The sequence below is a fragment of the Streptomyces sp. NPDC007863 genome (assembly GCF_040633895.1).
Lineage (GTDB): Bacteria > Actinomycetota > Actinomycetes > Streptomycetales > Streptomycetaceae > Streptomyces.
Window position 1 is genome coordinate 74,878 of record NZ_JBEYEI010000021.1, and the last position, 20,827, is coordinate 95,704.

The 20,827-nt window shown below is 74.6% G+C and carries 20 protein-coding genes; 9 read left to right on the top strand and 11 right to left on the bottom strand.

The window, feature by feature from the left end; translation table 11 throughout:
- Positions 1-12: 12 nt before the first annotated feature.
- A complete protein-coding gene (locus ABZ621_RS29515) occupies positions 13-1,512 on the bottom strand; it encodes a HAMP domain-containing sensor histidine kinase (protein WP_360609480.1) in 1,500 nt (499 codons plus the stop codon).
- Positions 1,505-2,179: a response regulator transcription factor gene (locus ABZ621_RS29520; RefSeq protein ID WP_360609481.1), complete on the bottom strand. Its 675-nt coding sequence runs from the start codon at positions 2,177-2,179 to the stop codon at positions 1,505-1,507. The genes ABZ621_RS29515 and ABZ621_RS29520 overlap by 8 nt, the downstream gene beginning before the upstream one ends.
- Before the next feature lie 95 nt (positions 2,180-2,274).
- Between ABZ621_RS29520 and ABZ621_RS29525 the strand changes: the two genes are divergently transcribed.
- On the top strand, positions 2,275-3,669 hold the full coding sequence (locus ABZ621_RS29525; RefSeq protein WP_360609482.1) for a DUF2079 domain-containing protein: 1,395 nt from the start codon (positions 2,275-2,277) through the stop codon (positions 3,667-3,669).
- Between the two features lie 6 nt (positions 3,670-3,675).
- Here the strand turns inward: ABZ621_RS29525 and ABZ621_RS29530 are convergent, their stop codons facing one another.
- Positions 3,676-4,350, bottom strand: a complete 675-nt coding sequence (locus ABZ621_RS29530; protein WP_360609483.1) for a hypothetical protein — start codon at positions 4,348-4,350, stop codon at positions 3,676-3,678.
- Positions 4,351-4,482: 132 nt separating this feature from the next.
- A complete protein-coding gene (locus tag ABZ621_RS29535) occupies positions 4,483-6,033 on the bottom strand; it encodes a FadD3 family acyl-CoA ligase (protein ID WP_360609565.1) in 1,551 nt (516 codons plus the stop codon).
- A gap of 101 nt (positions 6,034-6,134) precedes the next feature.
- Here ABZ621_RS29535 and ABZ621_RS29540 point away from each other — a divergent pair, with 101 nt between their 5' ends.
- The 3 genes from ABZ621_RS29540 to ABZ621_RS29550 are packed head-to-tail and all read left to right on the top strand — an operon-like array spanning position 6,135 to position 8,486.
- The gene (locus tag ABZ621_RS29540; RefSeq protein WP_360609484.1) at positions 6,135-7,277 is read left to right on the top strand and encodes a lipid-transfer protein; all 1,143 of its coding nucleotides are present in this window, start codon (positions 6,135-6,137) and stop codon (positions 7,275-7,277) included.
- 4 nt (positions 7,278-7,281) lie between these two features.
- Complete coding sequence (locus ABZ621_RS29545) at positions 7,282-7,713, top strand: OB-fold domain-containing protein (RefSeq protein WP_360609485.1); 432 nt, start codon at positions 7,282-7,284, stop codon at positions 7,711-7,713.
- Positions 7,710-8,486 (top strand): enoyl-CoA hydratase/isomerase family protein, encoded by a 777-nt coding sequence (locus tag ABZ621_RS29550; protein WP_360609486.1) that lies wholly within the window; start codon positions 7,710-7,712, stop codon positions 8,484-8,486. Before ABZ621_RS29545 ends, ABZ621_RS29550 begins: the two co-directional genes overlap by 4 nt.
- Here ABZ621_RS29550 and ABZ621_RS29555 read toward each other — a convergent pair.
- Complete coding sequence (locus ABZ621_RS29555) at positions 8,452-9,078, bottom strand: hypothetical protein (protein WP_360609487.1); 627 nt, start codon at positions 9,076-9,078, stop codon at positions 8,452-8,454. The genes ABZ621_RS29550 and ABZ621_RS29555 overlap by 35 nt on opposite strands.
- A gap of 134 nt (positions 9,079-9,212) precedes the next feature.
- Between ABZ621_RS29555 and ABZ621_RS29560 the strand changes: the two genes are divergently transcribed.
- On the top strand, positions 9,213-9,893 hold the full coding sequence (locus tag ABZ621_RS29560; RefSeq protein WP_360609488.1) for a hypothetical protein: 681 nt from the start codon (positions 9,213-9,215) through the stop codon (positions 9,891-9,893).
- Here ABZ621_RS29560 and ABZ621_RS29565 read toward each other — a convergent pair.
- Both ABZ621_RS29565 and ABZ621_RS29570 read right to left on the bottom strand, forming a co-directional pair.
- Positions 9,890-12,259, bottom strand: coding sequence for a PQQ-binding-like beta-propeller repeat protein (locus ABZ621_RS29565; RefSeq protein ID WP_360609489.1), 2,370 nt, complete (start codon positions 12,257-12,259; stop codon positions 9,890-9,892). The genes ABZ621_RS29560 and ABZ621_RS29565 overlap by 4 nt on opposite strands.
- A 125-nt stretch (positions 12,260-12,384) precedes the next feature.
- Positions 12,385-13,275 carry a VOC family protein gene (locus ABZ621_RS29570; RefSeq protein ID WP_360609490.1) on the bottom strand — a complete coding sequence of 297 codons (891 nt, stop codon included), beginning with the start codon at positions 13,273-13,275 and terminating at the stop codon, positions 12,385-12,387.
- 188 nt (positions 13,276-13,463) lie between these two features.
- On the opposite strand from ABZ621_RS29570, the gene ABZ621_RS29575 reads away from it, so the two are divergent.
- Positions 13,464-14,111 carry a TetR family transcriptional regulator gene (locus tag ABZ621_RS29575; RefSeq protein ID WP_360609491.1) on the top strand — a complete coding sequence of 216 codons (648 nt, stop codon included), beginning with the start codon at positions 13,464-13,466 and terminating at the stop codon, positions 14,109-14,111.
- Between the two features lie 153 nt (positions 14,112-14,264).
- Here the strand turns inward: ABZ621_RS29575 and ABZ621_RS29580 are convergent, their stop codons facing one another.
- Entirely contained in the window at positions 14,265-14,750 is a 486-nt protein-coding gene (locus tag ABZ621_RS29580) for a nitroreductase family deazaflavin-dependent oxidoreductase (protein ID WP_360609492.1), read from the bottom strand.
- The gene (locus ABZ621_RS29585; protein ID WP_360609493.1) at positions 14,750-15,856 is read right to left on the bottom strand and encodes an acyl-CoA dehydrogenase family protein; all 1,107 of its coding nucleotides are present in this window, start codon (positions 15,854-15,856) and stop codon (positions 14,750-14,752) included. The genes ABZ621_RS29580 and ABZ621_RS29585 overlap by 1 nt, the downstream gene beginning before the upstream one ends.
- Positions 15,857-15,960: 104 nt before the next feature.
- Between ABZ621_RS29585 and ABZ621_RS29590 the strand changes: the two genes are divergently transcribed.
- Genes ABZ621_RS29590 through ABZ621_RS29600 form a run of 3 tightly spaced genes read left to right on the top strand, consistent with a single transcriptional unit; the run spans position 15,961 to position 18,154 of the window.
- Positions 15,961-17,154, top strand: coding sequence for an acetyl-CoA acetyltransferase (locus ABZ621_RS29590; protein ID WP_360609494.1), 1,194 nt, complete (start codon positions 15,961-15,963; stop codon positions 17,152-17,154).
- Between the two features lie 58 nt (positions 17,155-17,212).
- The gene (locus ABZ621_RS29595; protein ID WP_360609495.1) at positions 17,213-17,875 is read left to right on the top strand and encodes a pyridoxal 5'-phosphate synthase; all 663 of its coding nucleotides are present in this window, start codon (positions 17,213-17,215) and stop codon (positions 17,873-17,875) included.
- Positions 17,876-17,905: 30 nt separating this feature from the next.
- Positions 17,906-18,154: an SCO4226 family nickel-binding protein gene (locus tag ABZ621_RS29600; RefSeq protein WP_360609496.1), complete on the top strand. Its 249-nt coding sequence runs from the start codon at positions 17,906-17,908 to the stop codon at positions 18,152-18,154.
- A 33-nt stretch (positions 18,155-18,187) separates the two neighbouring features.
- Here the strand turns inward: ABZ621_RS29600 and ABZ621_RS29605 are convergent, their stop codons facing one another.
- Entirely contained in the window at positions 18,188-20,056 is a 1,869-nt protein-coding gene (locus ABZ621_RS29605) for an AMP-dependent synthetase/ligase (RefSeq protein ID WP_360609497.1), read from the bottom strand.
- 119 nt (positions 20,057-20,175) lie between these two features.
- A complete protein-coding gene (locus ABZ621_RS29610; RefSeq protein WP_360609566.1) occupies positions 20,176-20,793 on the bottom strand; it encodes a TetR/AcrR family transcriptional regulator in 618 nt (205 codons plus the stop codon).
- Positions 20,794-20,827: the final 34 nt, after the last annotated feature.

The window sequence follows — 20,827 nt, forward strand, 5'->3', positions numbered from 1 at the left end:
TGCGCCGGGGTGTCATCCGGACGGGCGAGCGCCCGCCGGGAAGCGGGCTACCAGACGCGCCCCGCGCGCCGAGTCCGCGATCGTCAACGTGCCCCCGTGGTGCGTGGCGATGCCCCGGGCGATGGGGAGGCCGAGGCCCGCCCCGCCCGAGGAGCGGGTGCGGGCCGCGTCGAGGCGGGTGAAGCGGTCGAAGACGCGGGTGCGGTCGGCGGGCGGGATGCCGGGGCCGTCGTCGTGGACCGTGAGGAGCAGGTCCGGGCCGGTGCGGGCGACCGTCACCGTGACTTCCGTGCGCGCGTGCCGGCAGGCGTTCGTCAGGAGGTTGCGGATCAGGCGGTCCAGGTGGATCGGGTTGCCGGGGAGGACAGCCGGGGCCGGGGCCTCGCAGCGGAGGCGGAGCGCGGCCGACTCCGGGAGGTGCTGGTGTTCGCGGACCAGGTCCTCCGCGAGCGCCGAGAGGTCCACGGGTTCGCGGTCCCGTGGCGCCGCGCCCTGGCCGGCCAGGAGCAGCAGGTCGTCGGCGAGGCGCTGGAGGCGGATGACGTCCGTCGCCGCTTCCCGGACCACCTCGGGCCAGTCCTCGACCGACTCCGGGTGCCGGAGGGACGATTCGAGCTGCGCGCGCAGCGCCGCGAGCGGGCTGCGGAGTTCGTGCGCCGCGTCTGCGGTGAACTCACGCTGGCGGGTGGCCGCGGCCTCCACCCGGTCGAGGGTGGCGTTCGTCGTGCGGGCCAGGTCCGCGATGACGTCCTCCGTCGCCGGGACGGGGACGCGGCGGTCGAGCGACTGCCCGGTGATGTCGGCGAGTTCGCGCCGGATCGCCTCGACGGGGCGCAGCGAGCGGGCGACCATGGCGTGGACCAGGGAGCCGGTCAGGAGGGCGACCAGCGGGACGCCGGTGGTGAGCGCGATCCAGTAGACCTTGTCGAGGGAGTCGTACGCGTCGTTCAGGGACTGGAACACCTGGACGGCCGCGAGGAACAGCGCCCCGGTGGCCGTCCCCGCCGTCAGGGCCACCCGGCCCCTGAAGGAGAGCCGGGCACCGCCCCGGCCGACCGCGACCGCGACGGCCGCGCCGGTGATGAGGCCTGCGGAGGGGGCGATGCAGGCGACGGCCCAGCGGAGGGCCTTCTCGGCGACGTCGATCTTGTGGAGTTCGTTCTCACGGAGGAGCCAGCTGCCGTAGGTGGCGTACAGGCAGGCGGTGACGGCGGCGGCGACGGCCGCGCCGCGGATCCGGACCCACCACGGGCCGCCCCGGCCCGCGAGGAGGCAGACGGAGGCCACGTACAGGGCTCCGGCCCAGGTGCCCCACGTGGTGATCTGCTCGATCTGCGGTCCGACCCGGTCGTGGTTGAGGTGGACGGCGGGCCAGGCGGAGCGGAGGCCTGCGGCCCGGTCCGCGTACTGGAGCCAGGCCACCGCGGTGCCGACGACGAACGCGGCGGCGAGGCCGGACGCCCAGACCGGGCGCGTCGCCCACGCCGGGCGTGGGGCCTTCCCGCTAGCCACGGCCCCGCACCCGGTACCCCGCGCCCCGTACCGTCTCGATCGTGTCGCGGCCGAAGGGGGTGTCGATCTTCTTGCGCACGGCGCTGATGTAGACGTGCACGATGTTCGGGTCACCGGTGAAGTCCGCCGACCACACCTCGTCGAGGACGTCGAGCACCGGCACCACCTCGTCGAGGCGGCCGAGCAGGCAGTGCAGGACGGCGAACTCCTTGGGGGTGAGGGCGATCGGTTCGGGCCCCCGGCCGCAGGTGCGGCGGGTCGGGTCGAGCCAGAGGTCACCGGCCTCCAGGAGTGCGGGGACACGGGCGCCGCCGCGGCGGACGAGGGCGCGGAGGCGGGCTTCCAGGACGACGTACGAGAAGGGCTTCGCGAGGTAGTCGTCGGCGCCGGTGTCGAGCCCCTCGGCCTCGTCGTACTCGCCGTTCTTCGCGGTCAGCATCAGCACCGGCACCGTGTTCCCCTCGGCGCGCAGCCGGGCGCACACCTGGTAGCCGCTGAGGCCGGGCAGCATGAGGTCCAACAGGACTGCGGCGTAGCGGTGTTCGCGGGCCATGTGGAGGCCGGTGACGCCGTCGTGGGCCACGTCGACGGTGTAGCCGACGGCGGTGAGGCCGCGCCGCAGCGACGCCGCTATCCGCTCCTCGTCCTCGATCACCAAGATGCGCATGGGCCCGAGTATCGCCCGTCCGCCGGCGGGCCCTCCTGAGGAAATCCTCAGGAGGCTTCAGCGGCGCTTCAGGGGTTCCTGCCCAGGCTGCCCCCATGCTCATGATCACCGCTGTCGGGAAACCGCCCGTCGTCGTCCCGTACCGGCGGACCGGGCCCGTGCTCGTCTCCGCCGCGCTGTTCGTCCTGCACTGCGCCTTCGCGCTGCGCCACCACGCGCGGTTCCGGACGACCGGGTACGACCTGGGGATCTTCGGGCAGGCGGTGCGCTCGTACGCGGAGGGGCGGCTGCCCGCGTCGGAGATCCGGACGGCGACCGCGCCGGCCGGGTTCGAGGGGGAGGCTCTGCCGCTGCTCGGGGACCACTTCCATCCGGTGCTCGCGCTCCTCGGGCCGGTGTACCGGCTGGTGCCGCACGTGGAGGTGCTGCTGGTGGCGCAGGCGGCGCTGGTCTCGGCGGCGGTGTACGTGACCGGGCGGACGGCCCAGCGGCACCTGCCCGGGCGGCCGTACGCCGGGGTGGTGCTCGGTGCCGCGTGCGGGCTGGCGTGGGGTGTCCAGGCACTGGTCGGCTTCGACTTCCACGAGGTGGCGTTCGCGCTGCCGCCGCTCGCGCTGGCCTGCCGGGCGTATCTCGACGGGCGGTTGCGGGCCGCGGTCTGGTGGGCGGCGGGGCTGCTGCTCGTGAAGGAGGACCTGGGGGCGACGGCGGCCGTTCTCGGTCTCCTCGTCGCCCACCGGGCGCGGGACCGGCGGGAACGGCGGGCGGGGTTCCTGCTCGCCGGCGGGTCGGTGCTCGCCGCTCTGCTGGTGCTGAAGGCGGTGATCCCGGCGTTCGCGCCGGACGGACGGTATCTGTACGCGGAGCGGGTCGGGGGCGCGTACGGGATTCTCGACGGCTGGTCCGTGAAGGTGCTGACGGTGCTCGCGCTGCTGGCCGTCACGGGCGGGCTCGTGGTGCGCAGTCCGCTGGCGTGGCTGCTGGTGCCCACGCTGGCGTGGCGGTTCGCGTCGTCGGTGCCCTCGCACTGGGAGCCGGGGCTGCACTACTCGGCGGTGCTCGTACCGGTGGCGTTCGCGGCGCTGGTGGACGCCCTGCGGCGCGGGGCGAGGCTGCCGCTCGCCGTGCCGCTCGGGGTCGTCCTCCTGCTGCTGCCCCTCCAGCCGACCGCCCAGGTGGCCACCCCAGGCTTCTGGCGGGAGGGGCAGCGGGAGGCGGCGGCCCGGGCGGCGGTGGGACGCGTGTCGGACGGGGTGCGGGTGGCGGCGAGCAACACGCTGGCCCCGCACCTGACGGACCGGACGGTGGTACGCCTCGCGGCGCCGGGGCTGCTCGACCGGGCGCCGGCCGTGGAGTGGCTGGTCCTGGACCGGACGGACGGGTTTCCGGCGGGCGCGACGGAAGGCGTGCTGCGCGAGGTGGCCGGGCACCCGTCGTGGCGGGTGGTGCGGGAGGAGGCCGGGATCGTCCTCCTCCGCCGCGAGCGGTGACGGGTGCTAGTTGCGGGCGTACGACCCCAGCCCCACCAGGCAGTAGACGTATTCGCTGATGGTGGTGCCGTTCATGGTGTAGCGGTGGGAGAAGGCGTACTCCGTCTTGGGGTTGGCGTTGCACCGGTCCATGTCGGAGGTCATGGGGAAGGTCTGGATGACCTTGTAGTGGGCGTCCGAGGCCGAGCAGGAGACCTCTTCGACGCCGCTGACGGACTGGGCGGTCTCCGAGTTCGGGAGGGTGCCGTTGAGGCAGGTGCCCTTGTCGTACGGATCGGGTTCCTCCTCGGTGGGGGTGGCGGTCGCGGTGGGGGCGAGGTCGCCGAGGTCGAGGCTGGGGAAGGGCGAGACGGAGAAGGTGGGGATCGTGGGCCGGGCGTCGGGCGTGTCCGTCTCGTCGTTCGCGTTGAGGAGGTACGAGCCTCCGATGATCGCGCCGATGACGAGGAGCGGGACGAGGCAGCCCGCGACGCCGGACCGGCGCTGCCGCGGGGCCTGGCCGCCGGCGACGGTGATGCGGAGGAGGACGGTGCCGCCGGCGAGCTGGACCGGGACGAGGTCGCCGTGGCGGCAGGGCGGGACGTGGAGCTGGGTGGGGCCGGTCGGCAGGGTGACCGGGATGACGACTCCGGTGGCGGCCTGCTGCGGGGTGAGCGTGAGCGGGATCTCCTGGGTGGACACCTGCTGCTCCTCGGATCGGAGGGGGACGGGGAGTGCGCGCCTCTATGACGTGTGCACGCGGCGGACCGGTTGCGCCCGCGGAGGGGTTTCTATAAACGGATTCCAATCCTCCGGAAGTCGCTCCCGCCCGCCTCAACTCCGTTTCCGCAGCTCGCCCTTGACCACCTTCCCGCTCGCGTTCCTCGGCAGTTCCGTCACGAACTCGACCTGCCTCGGCACCTTGTAGTTGGCCATCTCGCGCCGCGACCAGGCGATCAGGTCGTCGGCGGTGACCCGCGCGCCCGGGCGCCGTACCGCGAAGGCCTTGCCGACCTCGCCCAGGCGGGCGTCCGGGACGCCGATGACGGCGACATCGGCGATGTCCGGGTGCAGGCCCAGGAGTTGCTCGATCTCGGCGGGGTAGGCGTTGAAGCCGCCGACGATGAACATGTCCTTGAGCCGGTCGGTGATCCGCAGGTTGCCCGCCTCGTCGAGGACGCCGATGTCGCCGGTGCGCAGCCAGCCGTCGGGATCGATCGCGGCGGCCGTGGCCGCCTCGTCCTCGAAGTAGCCGCGCATCACGTTGTGGCCCCTGACCAGGACCTCGCCCGCGTCGGAGAGGCGGACCTCGACGCCGTGGACGGGTCGGCCGGAGGTGGTGGCGACGGTCTCGTCGGGGTCGTCGCGGTGGCACATGGTGACGAGGCCGCTCGCCTCGGAGAGGCCGTACGCGGTGAGGACGGTGCCGACGCCCAGTTCGGCGCGGAGGCGTTCGACGAGCAGCAGCGGGACGACGGCGGCGCCGGTGACGACCAGGCGGAGGCTGCTCAGGTCGTGGGCGGCGCGGGCCGGGTGGTCGAGGAGCGACTGGTGGAGGGTGGGCGGACCGGGCAGCACGCTGATCCGTTCGGCGGCGATGTTGGCGAGGACGGTGTCGACGGTGAAGACGGACTGCGGCACGATCACCGCCCCGCGCATCAGGCAGGCGAGGACGCCCGCCTTGTAGCCGAAGGTGTGGAAGAAGGGGTTCACGACCAGGTACCGGTCGCCCTCCGCCAAGCCCGCGAGGCCGGCCCACTCCGCGTAGCAGCGCAGGGTCTGGGCGTGGCTGATGACGGCGCCCTTGGGGCGGCCGGTGGTGCCGGAGGTGTAGACGATGTCGGAGGGGCTGTCCGGGGCGATGGCGTCGGCACGGGCCCGTACGCGCTCCGCCGGGACCCGGTCGCCCTCGGCGAGGAAGGCCTTCCAGGTGGTCCACTCGGCCTCGTCGGGCGCGGTGTCGCCGAGGACGACGACCCGCTCCAGGTGCGGCAGCGGCACTCCGGCGCGGCGCAGCGAGGCGACGTACGAGGTGCCGAGGAAGGTGCCGGTGACGAAGAGGAGGCGGGCGCGGGAGCGGGCGAGGACGTCGGCGGCCTCGGTGCCCTTGAAGCGGGTGTTGAGGGGGACGAGGACGGCGCCGGCGGTGACCGCGCCGAGCGCGGCGACGATCCAGTCGAGGCTGTTGGGCGCCCAGACCGCGACCTGGTCCCCGGCGCGTATCCCGGTGGCCAGGCAGGCGGCGGCGGACCGCTCGACGCGGGCGGCGAGTCCGGCGTACGTGATCCGGGTGCGGCCGTCGACGACGGCCTCCCGCTCGCCGTACCGCTCCCCCGCCGACCGGACGAGTCCCGGGATCGTGCCCCACTCCAGGTCGCCGCGCACGTCCATACCCAACCTCCCGGTGGCTCACCCGTAGCTGACTATCCGTCAGATTAGTTGTAGCCTGACGCGCTGTCAGCAGTGCTGCCCCAGAAGGAGGTCCGGTGCTCAAGGACGCCACAGCCATCGTCGGGATCGGTCAGACGGCCTTCGCGAAACACCTCCCCGAGACCGAGAAGGCCCTCGCCTGCCGGGCGATCCTCGCCGCCCTCGACGACGCCGGCATCGCCCCGTCCGAGGTCGACGCCTTCGCCTCCTACACCATGGAGGAGACCGACGAGGTCGAGGTCGCCAAGGCCATCGGCGCCGGCGACGTCACCTTCTTCTCCAAGGTCGGCTACGGCGGCGGCGGCTCCTGCGCCACCGTCGGCCACCTCGCCGCCGCCGTCGCCACCGGCCAGGCGAGCGTCGGCGTCGCCTGGCGGTCCAGGAAGCGCGGCTCCGGCCCCCGCCCCTGGAAGAACACCGCCGTCCAGCTCCCCACGCCCGGACAGTGGACCCGCCCCCACGGGCTGCTCCGCCCCGCCGACGAGATCGGCATGCTCGCCCGCCGCTACATGCACGAGTACGGCGCCACCCGCGACCACCTCTTCAACGTCGCCCTCGCCTGCCGCAACCGCGCCAACCAGAACCCCGACGCGATCATGTACGAACGCCCGCTGACCCGCGAGATGTACATGACCTCCCGCTGGATCAGCGAACCCCTCTGCCTCTTCGACAACTGCCTGGAGACCGACGGCGCGCTCGCCTGCGTCGTCGTCTCCGCCGAACGCGCCCGCGACTGCCGCCGGAGGCCCGTCTACGTCCACGCCGCCGCCCAGGGCCTGCCCGCCCAGCACCACGGCATGGTCAACTACTGGAACGACGACCCGCTCACCGGCCCCGCCTGGACCGCCGCCCGCCACCTGTGGAAGCACGCCGACTTCGGCCCGGACGACGTGGACGTCGCCCAGATCTACGACGCCTTCACCCCGCTCGTCCCGCTCTCCCTGGAGGGCTACGGCTTCTGCGGCCGCGGCGAGGGCGCCGCCTTCACCGAGGGCGGCGCCCTCGAACTCGGCGGCCGGCTCCCCCTCAACACCGGCGGCGGCGGCCTCTCCGAGGCCTACGTCCACGGCTTCAACCTCATCACCGAGGGCGTGAAGCAGCTCCGCGGCACCTCCACCGCCCAGGTCCCGTCCGCCGCCACCTGCCTCGTCACCGCCGGCGAGGGCGTCCCCACGTCCGCCCTACTCCTCAGGAGCTGAACCGATGCTGACCCCTGTCGTCGACGAGGACGGCGCGCCCTTCTGGGAGTACGCCGCCCGCGGCGAACTCCGCGTCCAGGCCTGCGCCGGGAAGGACTGCGGCGAACTCCGCTTCCCGCCCCGCCCCTGCTGCCCGCACTGCCAGTCCTTCGCCGCCGAGTGGCGGCTGATGTCCGGCCGCGGCCGGATCTGGTCGTACGTGCTCCCGCACCCGCCGCTCCTCCCCGACTACGCCGAGCAGGCCCCCTACAACGCGGTCCTCGTCGAACTCGCCGACGCGCCCCGCATCCGCCTCGCCGGCAACGTCGTCGCCGCCCCCGACGCGCCCCTGAACTCGGTCGACCCGGCCCGGCTCCGCATCGGCGCCCCCGTCCGCGTCGCCTTCACCGAGATCGACGGACTCGCCGTCCCCCGCTGGCTCCTGGAGCGCGGATGACGATCTCGGTGGAGCGCGACAAGGAGACCGGCGTCGCCGTCGTCACCCTCGACCGGCCCGAGCGGCTCAACGCGCTCACCCTCGCCATGGCGGACGGCCTCGCCGCCGTCTGGCGGGGGTTCCGGTACGAGGACGAGGTCCGGGCGATCGTCGTCACCGGCGCCGGCGGACGGGCCTTCTGCACCGGCATCGACCGCGACGACGCCGGCCGGGTGCCGCAGCCCTCGTCCCCGTACACCATCGACGACCCGCTCGTCGCGATCGGCCCCAAGGCCAACGACCTGTGGAAACCGGTGATCGCCGCGGTGGAGGGCATGGCCTGCGGCGGCGCCTTCTACCTGCTCGGCGAGGCCGAGTTCCTCGTCGCCGGCGAGACCGCCGCCTTCTTCGACCCGCACACCACCTACGGCATGGTCAGCGCCTTCGAGACCGTCCACATGGCGCAGCGGATGCCCTTCGGGGAGGTCGCCCGGATGGCCCTCATGGGCTCCGCCGAACGGGTCTCCGCCCGCCGCGCGTACGAGACCGGCCTGGTCAGCGAGGTGACGGAACCCGGCGGGGCGCTCGCCGCGGCCCGTGAGGCGGCGGCCGTCATCGCCTCCTACCCGACCGGGGCCGTCCAGGGCACGGTCCGCGCCCTCTGGTCCGCCAAGGAGGCCGTCCGGTCCCAGGCCCTCGCCCAGGCGCCGCACCTCGTCACCCTCGGCAACCTGCCGGCGGAGCGGCAGGCGGAGCTGTTCAGGAGGAGGGGGACGGGGTACCGGACGCGGTAGCCGCGGTCGGCGCGACGACCTCGACCGCTTCGGCGACCACGCACTTCCTGACCTTGTCGACGAGCTTGGGCTTCGTCATCCTCACGTCGAAGTCCAGCCGCTCCCCGGCCCCCACGGTCACCGTCGTCACCGTCCTGTCGACCGCGGAACCGGCGGCGTCGCGGAACTCCAGCGTCACCCGGTAGCTGTCGGTGGTGCTGTACAGCCCCTCGTTGACGATCCGGAGCGTCGCCGTGGTGTCCGCCTTGCGGGCGGGCTTGCCCTTGCGCTTCTTCTGCGCGGGCTTCACGCAGTCGACGACGAGCACGTCGACCCCCGGACCGTACGTGGCCGTGGCCGTGGCCGTCGGCTCGGCGGTGTACTCGCCCCCGCTGCCGCTGCCGCCGGAACCCGAGCCGGAACCCTCGTAGTCGTCGTTGTCCTTCTTGTCGCTGGAGCAGCCGCCCCCGCCGCTGCTCTTGGACTTGCTCTTGCCGCCGCCGCCCTTGCCGCCGCCGCTGCCGCCGCTGCTGCTCGTCTGGAAGCCGGTCAGCGCCAGCACCACCACCGTCAGCGTGGCCGCCATCTTCAGCCGGGTCCGTACCACGGTCACCGTCTCCCCGTCCGTCCGTCGTGTGCGCGCCACACCCTAGCGGGGCGCCGGATCCCGCATGGCGGGCCCCCGGGACCGGGCGTAGCGTCGAGAGCGAGAGAGCCGGACCGCGCAGCCCCCGAGGAGGCCGATCGATGATCCGCAACGTCGTCGGCTCGGTCCTGGCCCTCGCCGGAGCGACGGCCGCCGTCTGGAGCCCCTTCCGTGCCTGGTACGACGGCCGTCACGGCAGCGACTATCCGATCGGGGACCTCTTCACCGGCATCGGCGACTCCGGGACCGGCGCCGTCGGCTCGATCCTGCTGCCGTTCGCCTTCGCCGCCCTCGTCGCCCTGCTCGGAGTGGTGCTGCGCTCACGGCTGCTCGTCGCGACGGCCGGGGTGATCGTCCTCGGCTTCACGGTCCTGTGGATGGTGCGGGTCGGGCAGGCCGAGGGCAGCCTGGTGGTCTCCGGGGACGGCCGCGGCCTCGGCGACGGCGTCGCGAACGCCGTCGGCGGCGGGCTGCTGCTCCTGATCGGCGCGCTCGTCATGTCGGGCCGCCCGAAGCGCCACCTCCTGGAGCCGGCCGCGGCACGGCCGCACACCCACCCGACGCTCGACGAGGGCCCGCCGCCGGAGCCGTACGGAACCGAGGCCGGAACCGGGGCCGGAACCGGGGCCGGAACCGAGGCCGGGACCTGGACCGGGACCCGGGACCCGTACGACTCCGAGACCCGGTCCCTGCCGTACGCCGCCCCCGGCCGCTTCGACGTCCCCGCCGAGCCGCCGGGCGACCCGGACGGCCGCCCGTCGGACGGCGGCCCGAGGGCCTAGGCCTGGCGGGCCGCCGCGCCCCGGCCGGCCGTCGCCGTGCCCTTCGCCGCGTCGAGCGCGTACACGCACCGGTCCTTGCTGCACGCGTACACCACCCCGCCCCTGACCACCGGCGAGCCGGTGATCTCGCCGCCGGTGGCGAGCTTCCAGCGGAGCTGTCCGCCGGTCGCGTCCAGGGTGTAGAGGACGTGGTCGGCGGAGCCGAAGTGGACCCGGCCGTCGGCGACGACGGGCGTGCCGACCAGCTCGGCACCGGCCGCGAACCGCCACCGGGGCGTGCCGGTGACCGCGTCCAGGGTGTAGAGCGCGCTGCCGCTGCCCACGTGCACGTTGCCGTCCGCGACGAGCACCGGCTCGGACGACTGGCGCTGCTCGGTGGCGATCCGCCAGCGGTCCTGGCCGGTGGTGGCGTCGAGGGCGTACACCGTGCCGAGGTGGTCGGCGAGGTAGACGCCGCCGCCGGTGACGGCCGGGCCCGGCGCGAAGGCGGGCGGGGAGAGGAAGACGGCGGGCGCCTCGAAGTGCCAGCGGACGTGCCCGGCGGCGATGTCGATCGACAGGACGCGGGTGCCGGCGGAGACGTACACGCAGCCGTCCTCGGCCGGGGCGACCCGGACCGGCACGTGCCCGCAGGAGGCGGCGTCGCCGATCGGGTACGACCAGCGCTCGACGCCCGTCCGGGCGTCGAGGGCCCTCAGCCGGGCGTCCTGCCACACGTACACGGTGTCGCCGTGGATCGCCGGACCGGCCTCCGGGGTCTCGAAGTCCGTCTGGCAGCCGGTGACCTCCCACAGCTTGGCGCCGTTGGACGCCTCCCAGCCCTGCGCGCCGCCGCCCCGGGTGCCGGTGACGACGGTGCCCCGGTCGACCTTGAGGGAGTACACCCAGGCGTCGGTGCGCAGCCGCCAGCGCTCGCCGCCGTCGGTGGCGTCGAGCGCGTACAGGGTCGGCCCGTCGGAGGCGTGGATGCGGCCCTGGGCCACCGCCATCGACCAGGCGACGTCCCGGGTCTTGAACTGGCGCCGGCCGGAGCCGGTGTCCAGGGCGTGCACCTCGAAGGAGGTCACGTAGAGCAGGTCGCCGTCGACGACCGGCGTCCCCCACACGTCGTTCGACATGCGGAAGCGCCACGGCCGCCAGGGCCCCGGCTCGGGCTGCGCCGCCTGCTGCGGTACGGGCGCGGGCGTGGCGGCCGGCGCGGCCTCGCCGCCCGGCGGACGGACCCAGCCGGTGGCGTGCGGGTCGGCGGCCTGGCCGAGGCGGAGCGCCGCCCGGGTGTCGGCGACCCGGGGGCCCGGCCCGATCGGCACGGTGGCGCCGCCGAGCCGCACCGGACCGCCGGACTCCGCCGCGGGGCCCGCGTGCCGGCCGCCCGCGTGGGCGGGCTCGGGCGAGCGCGGGTCGCCGCCCTCGTACGGGGCGGGCGGGCGCGGCGGCATCGGCGGCGGGGAGACCGGCGGCTGCGGGGTCGTGCGGCCGCCGCGCCGGGTCTCGATCATGGTGACGGCGGACTCGGGCAGCCACGCGGAGGCGGTGCCGCTGTCGTCGCTGCCCGGGCCGAAGAGGTGCGGGGCGAGCATGGCCTGGAGGTCGGCCGGGGTGGGCCGCTGGGCCACGTCCATCTGCATGCACGCGTCGATGAGCGGCCGCAGCTCGTCCGGCAGGCCCTCCAGGTCCGGCCCGTCGCGGAGCAGCATGAAGACGGTCTCGACCGGGTTGGCCCCGTGGAAGGGCGCGTGCCCGGTGGCGGCGAAGACGAGCATGGAGCCGAGCGAGAAGACGTCGCTGGCGCCGGTGACGCTGCGCGAGTCGCGGGCCTGCTCGGGCGACATGTAGGCGGGGGTGCCCACGGCGACGTTGGTCATCGTCAGCCGTGTGTTGGAGACGCCGGACGCGATGCCGAAGTCGATCACCCGGGGCCCGTCCTCGACGACGAGCACGTTGGACGGCTTGAGGTCGCGGTGGACGAGCCCGGCGCCGTGGATGGACTGCAGCGCCTCGGCGACGCCCGCGGCGAGCCAGCGGACGGCCTGGGCCGGGAGCGGCCCGCACTCGTTCACTATCTCTTCCAGCGAGGGCGCCGGGACGTACGCGGTCGCCAGCCACGGCACGGCGGCCCGCGGGTCGGCGTCGACCACGGCGGCCGTGTAGAAGCCGGACACCGCCCGGGCGGCCTCCACCTCACGGGTGAACCGCACCCGGAACAGCTGGTCCTCCGCGAGCTCGGTGCGCACGGTCTTGATCGCCACGCGCCGGCCGGACGCCGAACGCGCGAGATAGACCAGACCCATACCGCCCGCGCCGAGCCGGCCCAGCACCTCGAACGGCCCGATGCGTCTCGGGTCGTGCTGCGTCAGCTGTTCCACTTGCCTGCCACCTCCCCGTACGGGCCACGACGATACGGCCCCGGGCCCTGATTCTTCCTGTCCGAGGCCCCGGTTGCGAACCCGGGGGCGGATCGGGGTGTCACAGGTCATATCGAGCGGATCGCTCACGGCGCGGCGGGGGGCTCCGAGAGGGTGGACGGGGTGGGGGCGGGGGTGCCGAGCGGGGTGGTGTCGGTGGAGAGGGCGGCGGGTTCGCCGGGGGCGAGGAGGGGGTCGGCGGGGATGGGTTCGGCGAGGACGGCGAAGCGGGCGCCCTGGTTGTCGTGGAGGACGGCGATGCGGCCGTAGGGGGTGTCGACGGGGGGTTCGGCGATCCGGCCGCCGAGGCGGACGGTGGTGGCGCAGGCCTCGTCGCAGTCGCGGACGGCGAAGTAGACGAGGACGTGGCCGGGCATCTCGGCGGGGAAGGCGTCGGTGATGACGGCGCGGCCGCCGAAGGCGGTGTCGTCGCCGGGGCGGGAGCCGGGCGGGGACCAGACGCGGTAGTCGAAGCCGGGCTCCTTGCCCTCCTCCGCGGGGTCGGCCTGGCGGCCCAGCCAGCCGAAGACGGAGGCGTAGAAGGTGTCCACGGGCCCGGGGCGGCGGGTGTACACCTCCATCCAGCAGAAGGAGCCGGGTTCGTTGGTGACCTCGAAGCCGTCGTCGTCGCCGGACTGGCGCAGGCCGAGGACGGCGCCGCCGGGGTCGGCGGCGAGGGCGAGGACGCCGAAGGGGCCGACGGGGTACGGCTCCATGACCATCTGCCCGCCGGCGGCCTTCACCCGGGCGGCGACGGTGCCGGCGTCCTTGGTGGCGAGGTAGACGGTCCAGGTGGTGGGCATGCGGCCGTCCCGCTTGGGGAGGAGTCCGGCGACCCGGCGGCCGTCGAGGAGGGCCTCGTCGCGGTCGTCGTCGAAGGTCCAGCCGAACAGCTCGCCGTAGAAGCGCTTGCCCGCCTCCAGGTCGGGGAGCTGCGCGTCCACCCAGCAGGGGGTGCCTTCCGTGTATACGGCCATGGCCCCACGCTAGGGCGGCGGGGGCGGGGACGCCCTCCGGTGTGCGCCGTCCGGGGCGGGGGCGGGTGCCTGGCGCGATCCCGTCGCACGACGCGCCGAGGAGACCCCCGCCGACCTCGGAGAACGGGGTGCACCCCATTTGCAGTCGGCCGAATCGCGCGCTGATCCCCCCTCGGTAAGCTGACGGCATGACAGGACAAGTACGCACCGTCGACGGCCGCGTGGCCGGACGACGCGGCCAGGCGACGCGGCAGAAGCTGCTCGACTGCCTCGGTGAGATGCTCAGCTCCTCGCCGTACCGGGACGTCAAGGTCATCGACGTGGCCCGGAAGGCGGGTACTTCACCCGCGACGTTCTATCAGTACTTCCCGGACGTCGAAGGCGCCGTCCTGGAGATCGCGGAGGAAATGGCGAAGGAGGGCGCCGGGTTGACCGAGCTGGTCTCCGGCCGCTCCTGGATCGGCAAGGCCGCCTGGCAGACCTCCGAGGAACTCGTCGACGGCTTCCTCGACTTCTGGCGGAAGCACGACGCGATCCTGCGGGTCGTGGACCTCGGCGCCGCGGAGGGCGACAAGCGGTTCTACAAGATCCGCATGAAGATCCTGAACTCGGTCACCAACTCCCTGACGGACGCGGTGAAGGAGCTCCAGGCCAAGGGCAAGGTGGACAAGGAGGTCAGCGCGGCCGCCATGGCCGGCTCGCTCGTGGCGATGCTGGCCTCGGTCGCCGGCCACCAGAAGGGCTTCACCACCTGGGGCGTGAAGCAGGCCGAACTCAAGCCGAACCTGGCCCTGTTGGTGCACCTGGGCATCACCGGCAAGAAGCCGGTCAGATAGGGCCGGGGCCGTACCGGAGCCCTCTCCTTCACCCGTCCTGTCGTCGACGCCGACGCCGGTCGCCGCCCCCGCGAGGGGCGGGACCGCCGTCGGCGTCGTCGTGTGTACGGGCAGGGCCGGGTCGGCGCCGTCGTCCGTACGGGCCGGGCGGGATCACCTCCGGGTGAGCCGGAAGAGCCGGATCTCGCGCTCGATCCGCGCCTGGTAGGAGGCGTACGGGGGCCAGAAGGCGAGGGCCGCCTTCCAGGCCGCCACCCGCTCCTCCCCCGTCAGCCGTTCGGCCCGCACGGGGATCGTCTCGCCCTTCCAGCTGATCTCGGCGTCCGGGTGGGCGAGCAGGTTGGCCGTCCAGGCGGGGTGGCCGGGGCGGCCGAAGTTGGAGCCGACGAGCAGCCAGGTCCCCCGCTCGGGCTCCGGCATGCAGGCGAGCGGGGTGCTCCGCTTCTGCCCGCTCCGCGCGCCCGTGGCGGTGAGCACGACGCCGGGCAGCATCCGGGTGCTGAGCAGCGTCTTTCCCCTGCTGAGCCGGTGGACGGCCTTGTCGAGCGCGGGGATGACGTGGGGTGCGATCCGCGCGAAGGTCCGGGTCGAGGAGACCTTCTGGACGAGTCCGACGCCGAGCTTCGGTCCTCTGGCCATCAGGCGGCCGCCTCTCCGGTGGGGCCGAGGAGACCGGTGCGTTCCGCCGCGCGGGCCCGGAGGCGTCCGGCGGGGCCGAAGAGGAGCGCGTCGGCGGTGGCGCGGCGGCCGTAGCGGTCGGCGTCGTGCGGCGGTACGGCCTCCCCGGCGGCGTCGCGGAGGACGTCGAGGGCCTGGGCGAGGGCGAGGGGCCCGCTCTCGGGGCCGGGTCCCGGCTCGCGGGCGGCGCAGTAGGTAAGGGTGCGGGCGGCCTCGACCTGGACGTGGAGGTCGGCGAGGCGGTGCCGTTCGCGGGCGGTGACGTGGCCGAGGGCGCCTTCCAGGGCGCCCCGGGCGGCTCCGGTGGCCTCGGCGGCGAGGAGGACGGCGGCGGTGCGGCCCGCGGCGGCGAGGGCGCGGGTGATGTCGGCGGGGTCGGCGGGGTCCTCCCCGAGGAGCTCGGCCGGGACGTCGCGGAGCTGGACGGTGGCCGCGGAGCGGGTGGGGTCGAGTCCGGCGTGCCGGGTGCGGACGAGTCCGGTGCCGGCGTCCCGCGTGCGGACCAGGTAGAGGAGCGTACGGCTGCGGGCGAAGCCGCCGGTGTGGGCGGCGACGAGGAGGAGGCCGGCGCTGTGGCCGTCGAGGACCTGGGCGGCCTCGCCGTAGAGGAGCCAGCCGTCGCCGTCGGGCGCGGGGCGGGCCTGGACGCCGCCGGCCCGGCCGTCGCCGGACCAGGCGCCGGTGGTGTTGTCGCCGGTGAGGCCGAGGGCGTGGGCGAGGGAGCCGCCGGGGGCGGCGAGCGCGCAGGTCAGCTCGCCTGCGGCGATCCGGGGCAGCAGCTCGGCGTGCTGGGCGGCGGTGCCGAGGGCGGCGACGAGGGGTGCGGTGAGGACGGTGGTGGCGAGCAGCGGGGAGGGGGCGAGGGCGCGGCCGGTCTCCTCGCAGGCGAGGGCGAGTTCGGGGAGGGCGAGGCGGGCGAGCCCGAGTTCGCCGGACATGCGGGCCCAGAGGGCGGGGTCGTACCCCTCGGGGGTGGGGCCGGGGGCGGGGGCGGGGCGGGCGTACCGGTCGAGCAGGTCCCGCAGGGTGCGGCGGATCTCCCGCTGTTCCTCGGTGGCGGTCTCCATGGGACTCCCTCCGTATCTGACGGTGCGTCATGCTAGGCCCGAGGAAGGTGGGTTGCCATACCGGCGGGGCCCGGATCGCAGATATCTGATGTACCGTCAGATTCATGACCTCCCTCGCTACCGCCACCGCTTCCCCGCGTACCGCCCGCCCCGGCCGGCGCCGGGTCGCCGTCGCCGGCGTCGCGCTCTCCGACTGCGGCCGGGTCGACGAGGCCACCCCCTACGCGCTCCACGCCCAGGCCGCCCGGCGCGCCCTCGCCGACAGCGGACTCGACCGCTCCCTCGTCGACGGCCTCGCCTCCGCCGGGCTCGGCACGCTCGCCCCCGTGGAGGTCGCCGAATACCTGGGCCTGCGCCCCACCTGGGTGGACTCCACCACGGTCGGCGGCGCCACCTGGGAGGTCATGGCCGCCCACGCCGCCGACGCGATCGCCGCGGGGCACGCCAAGGCGGTCCTGCTCGTGTACGGCTCCACCGCGCGCGCCGACATCAGGGCCCGGCGCCGCACCTCGAACCTCTCCTTCGGCGCCCGCGGGCCGCTGCAGTTCGAGGCGCCGTACGGCCACACCCTCGTCGCCAAGTACGCGATGGCCGCGCGCCGCCACATGCACGAGTACGGCACCACCCTGGAGCAGCTCGCCGAGGTCGCGGTCCGGGCGCGGGCGAACGCGGCGCTGAACCCGGAGGCGATGTTCCGCACCCCGATCACCGTCGACGAGGTCCTCGACGGCCCGATGATCGCCGACCCCTTCACCAAGCTCCACTGCTGCATCCGCAGCGACGGGGGGTGCGCGGTGCTGCTCGTCGCCGAGGAGTACGCGCGGGACCTGGCGAAGCCGCCCGTCTGGATCCTCGGCACCGGGGAACACGTCTCGCACACGACGATGTCCGAGTGGGAGGACTTCACGGTCTCGCCGGCGGCGGTCAGCGGCCGCCTCGCCTTCGAGCGGGCCGGGGTGACGCCCGCGGACATCGACGTCGCCGAGGTCTACGACGCCTTCACCTACATGACGCTGGTGACGCTGGAGGACCTCGGCTTCTGCGCGAAGGGCGAGGGCGGGGCGTACGTCACGGACAAGTCCGCGGTCCCGGTCAACACCGACGGCGGCGGCCTGTCCGCGTGCCACCCCGGCATGCGGGGCCTCTTCCTCCTGGTCGAGGCCGTCCGCCAGCTCCGGGGCGAGGCACCCGGCCTCCAGGTCCGCCGCGCCGACGGCTCCCTCCCCGAACTGGCCCTCGCCTCCGCCACCGGCGGCTGGTTCTGCTCCGCCGCCACCCTCATCCTGACCCGCGCCTGACCCACCACCGCGCCGCGCCGCCGCGCCGCGGAAAGGCGCCGCGCCCTACGCTCGGCGCATGAGCGACTTCCATCACGCCCTGCGTTCGCTGCGGGTCTGGGACGGCGAGCTGCCCGCGTTCGACCCGGGCACCGCCCCCGCCGCCCCCCTCGCCCTCTTCCACTCCTGGTTCCTCGACGCCGTCGACGCCGGCCAGAGCGAACCGCACACGCCCTCCCTCGCGACGGCCGGCGCGGACGGCCGCCCCGACGTCCGCACCGTGATGCTGCACGACGCCGACGACCGCGGCTGGCACTTCGCCTCCCACGCGACCAGCGCGAAGGGCCGGCAGCTGGCCGCCAACCCGGAGGCCGCGCTGGGCTTCTACTGGCCGGTGCGGGCCCGCCAGGTCCGCGTCCGGGGCCGCGTCGCCACGGCGAGCCGCGAGGAGGCGTACGCGGACCTGCACGCCCGCACCACCGGCGCCCTCGCCGCCGCCCTCACCGGCCGCCAGAGCGAACCCCTCGACTCCCCCGAGACCCTCGCCGCGGCGAGCGACGCGGCCTGGCGCCGCGCCGAGGCCGAGCCGGACGCCGACGCCCCCACCTGGACCCTGTACGTCGTCGAACCCGCCGAGGTCGAGTTCTTCCAGGGCGACGCCCGCCGCCGCCACCTCCGCCTCCGCTACCGCCGCGACCCCGGCGCCCCCTCCGGCTGGGCCAAGGAGCTGCTCTGGCCCTGAGGGCGCACCATGGAAAGGGAGGTATGAACCATGGCCACCTACATGGACGTGCACCGCGGCATGGTCGGGATCACGGAGGACCAGCTCCTCGAAGCCCACCGCGCCGACCTCGCCATCGAGAAGGAGGAAGGGGTCCACTTCCAGAAGGCGTGGGCGGACCCCCAGTCCGGCACCGTCTACTGCCTGTCGACGGGCCCCTCCGCCGACGCCGTGCAGCGGATCCACCAGCGGACCGGCCACGCGGCCGACGAGATCCACGAGGTGCCCCTGACGGTGTGAGCGCGGCCCCGGGCGTCCCCTGGCGGGGCGCCCCTACGCGTCCTCCGGCCCGTGCCCGCTCCCGGGCCCGTACATCTCCTCGATCTCCCGCGCGAAGTCCCGCAGCACCGCCCGCCTGCGGAGCTTCAGCGAGGGCGTGAGATGGCCGGAGGTCTCGGAGAACTCGGTGGTCAGGACGCGGAAGGCGCGGATGGACTCGGCCCGGGACACGAGCCGGTTGGCGTCGTCGACCGCCTTCTGCACCACCGCGAGCAGCTCCGCGTCCCGCGTCAGCTCCCACAGCGCCAGGTGGTCCTTCTGCCGCATCCGCCGCCAGTGGGCGAGCCCCTCGTGGTCGAGGGTGATCAGCGCGGAGACGTACGGGCGGTTGTCGCCGACCACCATGCACTGGGCGACCAGCGGGTGGGCGCGCAGCCAGTCCTCCAGCGGCGCCGGGGCGACGTTCTTGCCGGCCGAGGTGATGAGGAGGTCCTTCTTGCGGCCGGTGATGGTGAGGTAGCCGTCCTCGTCGAGCGAGCCGAGGTCGCCGGTCGGGAACCAGCCCTCGTCGGTGTACGGGACGGCGGTGCCGCGCTGCGCGTCCCAGTACCCGGCGAAGACGTGCGGGCCGCGCAGCCACACCTCCCCGTCGTCGGCGATCCGCACCCCCGTGCCGGGCAGCGGCAGCCCGACGGTGCCGGTGCGCGGCGCGAGCGGCGGGGTGACGGTCGACGCGGCCGTCGTCTCCGTCAGGCCGTACCCCTCGAAGACCTCGACGCCCGCGCCCCGGAAGAACTCCGCGAGCCGCACGCCCAGCGGCGAGCCGCCGCAGATCACGTACCGCACGCGCCCGCCGAGCGCCGCCCGGATCCGGCGGTAGACCAGCGGGTCGTACAGGGCGCGCGCCGCCCGTACCGAGAGCGAGGGCGCCTCGGTCTGCCCGAAGCGGCGGGCGGCCCGCGCGGCCCGGTCGAAGGCGGCGCCCTTCCCGGAGCGCTCGGCGATGGCCCGGGCCCGGTTGTAGACCTTCTCCATCACGTACGGGATCGCGAGGAGGAACGTCGGGCGGAAGGCGGCCAGGTCGTCGAGGAGGTCCTCGCCCTCCACGGACGGCGCGTGCCCGACGCGTACCCGTGCCCGGACGCAGCCCACCGCCACCATCCGCCCGAAGACGTGCGAGAGCGGCAGGAAGAGCAGGGTGGACGGCGGCTCGCCGCCCTCGGGGGCGAAGACCGGGTGGAGGAGCCTGACCGCGTTGTCGACCTCGGCGAAGAAGTTGGCGTGGGTGAGGGCGCAGCCCTTGGGCCGGCCGGTGGTGCCGGAGGTGTAGACGAGGGTGGCGAGGGCGTCCGGGGTGAGCAGCCCGCGCCGGGCCGTCACCGTCTCGTCCGGGACCCGCGCCCCGGCCTGCCGCAGCTGCTCGACGGCCCCCGCGTCGAGGACCCAGAGGTGGCTGAGGCCGGGCAGCCGGCGCCGTTCGGCGGAGACGAGCCGCGCCTGCCCGGCGTCCTCGACGACGCAGGCGACGGCGCCGGAGTCCTGGAGGATCCAGCGGGTCTGGAAGGCGGAGGAGGTGGGGTAGACGGGGACGGTGACGAGTCCGGCGGCCCAGGCGGCGAAGTCGAGCAGCGTCCACTCGTAGGTGGTACGCGCCATCAGGGCGAGCCGGTCGCCGGGGCGCAGCCCGTGGGCGATGAGCCCCTTGGCGACGGAGTGCACGTCGGCGGCGAAGCGGGCGGCGGTGACGTCCCGCCAGTTCCCCTCCCCGTCCTTCCGGGAGAAGACGACGGCGTCGGGTTCCTGCCGGGCGTTGTCGTACGGCAGGTCGGCGAGCGAACCGCGCTCGACCCGGGGCACGAGCGCGGGCGCGGACACCTCCCGTACCCGTCCGTCGACGCGGAGGAAGGCGAGCTCGGTCGACACGGGCGGCTCCTCGGTCTGCGCGATGAACGAAGGTCGTACGTCGTGGAGCAGAAGTGCGGGCCGTGCGGGGTCCGGGGACCCGGGTATGACTAGCCGGTAACCTTACTGCGCGGTAAGGCTCAACGGGGAGACCAGCGCTCGTTTTTCATGAGGTTTCCGAGCCCGGACCAGGCGAAGTTCATCAGGGTGGCCGCCGCCTCCCGCGCCGTCACCCCCGGCGTCTCGTTGGCCCAGGTCGCCAGCGACTCGGCGGATCCCACCAGCGCCTGCGCCAGCGCCGCCACGTCGCGCTCGCCGATCTCGACCGGCCCGTGCGCGGCCCGCGCGGCCCCGTCGATCAGCCCGGTCACGAAGGCGGCGATCTCCTCCCGCATCCGCGCCGCCTCGGTCGCGAAGGGCTCGCCCTGGGTGCGCGCGTGCCGGCTGAGCACGGCCCACGCGTCGGGGTGGTCGGCGGCGTGCCCGAAGAAGGCGAGGAGTCCCGCCCACAGCCGCTCGTCCGGCGGCGCGGACGCGTCGGCGACGGCCTCGGCGACGGCCGCGAGCAGCGCCTGGGCCTCCCGCCGGATGCAGGCGGTGAAGAGCTCCTCCTTGGAGTTCAGGTACAGGTAGACGAGCGGCTTGGACACGCCCGCCAGTTCGGCGATCTCGTCCATCGAGGCCGCCTGGTACCCCTGCCGCGCGAAGCACGCCACGGCGGCGTCCATCATCTGCCGCTCGCGCACGGCCCGAGGCAGCCTCCTGGTCCCCGCCACGCGTCTCCTCCGCCCC

Excerpts from the sequence above, each read along its gene's own strand:
- ABZ621_RS29520 (WP_360609481.1), bottom strand. The coding sequence starts at position 2,179 with ATGCGCATCTTGGTGATCGAGGACGAGGAGCGGATAGCGGCGTCGCTG.
- ABZ621_RS29525 (WP_360609482.1), top strand. The coding sequence starts at position 2,275 with ATGCTCATGATCACCGCTGTCGGGAAACCGCCCGTCGTCGTCCCGTAC.
- ABZ621_RS29545 (WP_360609485.1), top strand. The coding sequence starts at position 7,282 with ATGCTGACCCCTGTCGTCGACGAGGACGGCGCGCCCTTCTGGGAGTAC.
- ABZ621_RS29550 (WP_360609486.1), top strand. The coding sequence starts at position 7,710 with ATGACGATCTCGGTGGAGCGCGACAAGGAGACCGGCGTCGCCGTCGTC.
- ABZ621_RS29560 (WP_360609488.1), top strand. The coding sequence starts at position 9,213 with ATGATCCGCAACGTCGTCGGCTCGGTCCTGGCCCTCGCCGGAGCGACG.
- ABZ621_RS29570 (WP_360609490.1), bottom strand. The coding sequence starts at position 13,275 with ATGGCCGTATACACGGAAGGCACCCCCTGCTGGGTGGACGCGCAGCTC.
- ABZ621_RS29575 (WP_360609491.1), top strand. The coding sequence starts at position 13,464 with ATGACAGGACAAGTACGCACCGTCGACGGCCGCGTGGCCGGACGACGC.
- ABZ621_RS29580 (WP_360609492.1), bottom strand. The coding sequence starts at position 14,750 with ATGGCCAGAGGACCGAAGCTCGGCGTCGGACTCGTCCAGAAGGTCTCC.
- ABZ621_RS29585 (WP_360609493.1), bottom strand. The coding sequence starts at position 15,856 with ATGGAGACCGCCACCGAGGAACAGCGGGAGATCCGCCGCACCCTGCGG.
- ABZ621_RS29590 (WP_360609494.1), top strand. The coding sequence starts at position 15,961 with ATGACCTCCCTCGCTACCGCCACCGCTTCCCCGCGTACCGCCCGCCCC.
- ABZ621_RS29595 (WP_360609495.1), top strand. The coding sequence starts at position 17,213 with ATGAGCGACTTCCATCACGCCCTGCGTTCGCTGCGGGTCTGGGACGGC.
- ABZ621_RS29600 (WP_360609496.1), top strand. The coding sequence starts at position 17,906 with ATGGCCACCTACATGGACGTGCACCGCGGCATGGTCGGGATCACGGAG.